Source organism: Helicobacter magdeburgensis (assembly GCF_000765825.2).
In the GTDB taxonomy this organism is placed as follows: domain Bacteria; phylum Campylobacterota; class Campylobacteria; order Campylobacterales; family Helicobacteraceae; genus Helicobacter_C; species Helicobacter_C magdeburgensis.
In genome coordinates, this window is the sequence record NZ_JRPE02000042.1 from 1 (window position 1) to 1,373 (window position 1,373).

A 1,373-nucleotide genomic window follows, 5' to 3' on the forward strand; every position below is an offset into this window, starting at 1 on the left:
GCACTCCAGCTTATGCAGATTCTCTAAGATATATTTATGGGCGGATTGTAGCTTTTCTTGTGGCAAATTCTCAAATCCGCTTAGTCTAGCAAATCGCTCAAAGTCTCCCAAGCTATCAAACTTTATATCATCTTGATTAAAGACTTTGTTTGTGGTAGAATGTCCCTTAACATTTTCTAAGGGCGTAAGAGAAGTGTCGCTCTTTTGTTTAGACTTAGATAAATGGTCGGCTAAATCTCCATTCGGCACTTGGGCTAAAGGTTTAGTTGATTCTAAACTCTCTAATTCCAAAGTATAAATTCGCCTTAAATCTTTATCTAAACTTTCTTTAACTAAAATCTTTGCATTCGCATTATCATTTACTTGTGAAATAAAGGTGTGCATTTGTATTGCAGGGTCGCCATTCTTTAAATCTTTTGTTGTTGCTATATTTGTAGCCTTTTTATAAAGGTTTTCTATATCCGCACTAGCTTTAAAATGTTCTTGCAAACTAAAGCCATTTTCTATACTTTTATTAATTGCCTTGTCGCTTCCCATTTTCTTAATACTTGTTTTTGACACTTGGGCTGTAATGCCACTTGATATATTTGTAATGTCTTTATTGAGAATTGGGGTAAGGGCAGTTGTTAGCTCATCTCTTAAGTTATGTATATTTTCTACTTTTTCTACCTTATCCCCACTTTCCACCACTTCTTTTAACATCTTGCCATTGCCTATGGTGGTGTAAATGAGTGTATCATCTTGATTAAAGACTTTGTTTGTGGTAGAATCTGCGTTAGGATTCTCAAATAGCCGAGCGGTATTTGTAGCTCCCGCATCATCGTGATGAGAGTCTTCCGCCCCTTTAGATTTAGGGCTACGATTTAAGTGAGTGGGGTGGGTTAATTCCTCTAGTTCTAAACTATAAATCCTATTTCCATTTTCCACGCTTTCTTTGAGTGTAATTAGTGCTTGTGCGTTTTGCTCTTGTAAATTTTCTGTGTTGATATATCTATGAACTCCCACTATGTCTTTGCTTTGATTTTTTGGGGCTTCAGTGCGGAGAAAATCACTATTTTTGAAAAGTGTTTCTATATTTTGCACGGCGTTAAAATGTTGGCTTATACTAAATCCATTATCTAAGCTTTTTTGTATCGCCTTATCACTCATCATTTTTTCAATACCAACACTACTAACTCTAGCTACAATGCCATTTTTGTGTGTGATTTCTTTGTTTTTAAGTGTGTTTAGAATCTCTTTTGTAGCTTGGCGTAATTGAATTTTGTTTTGGGCTTTATCCCCACTTTCCACCACTTCTTTTAACATCTTGCCATTGCCTATGGTGGTGTAAATGAGTGTATCATCTTGATTAAAGACTTTGTTTGTGGTAGAAT

1 protein-coding gene is annotated in these 1,373 nt (G+C 35.5%); it reads right to left on the minus strand.

The features are described 5' to 3' along the window. On the minus strand, nt 1-1,373 hold a 1,373-nt coding region (locus LS74_RS10755), incomplete at both ends, for an LPD3 domain-containing protein (protein WP_456237368.1).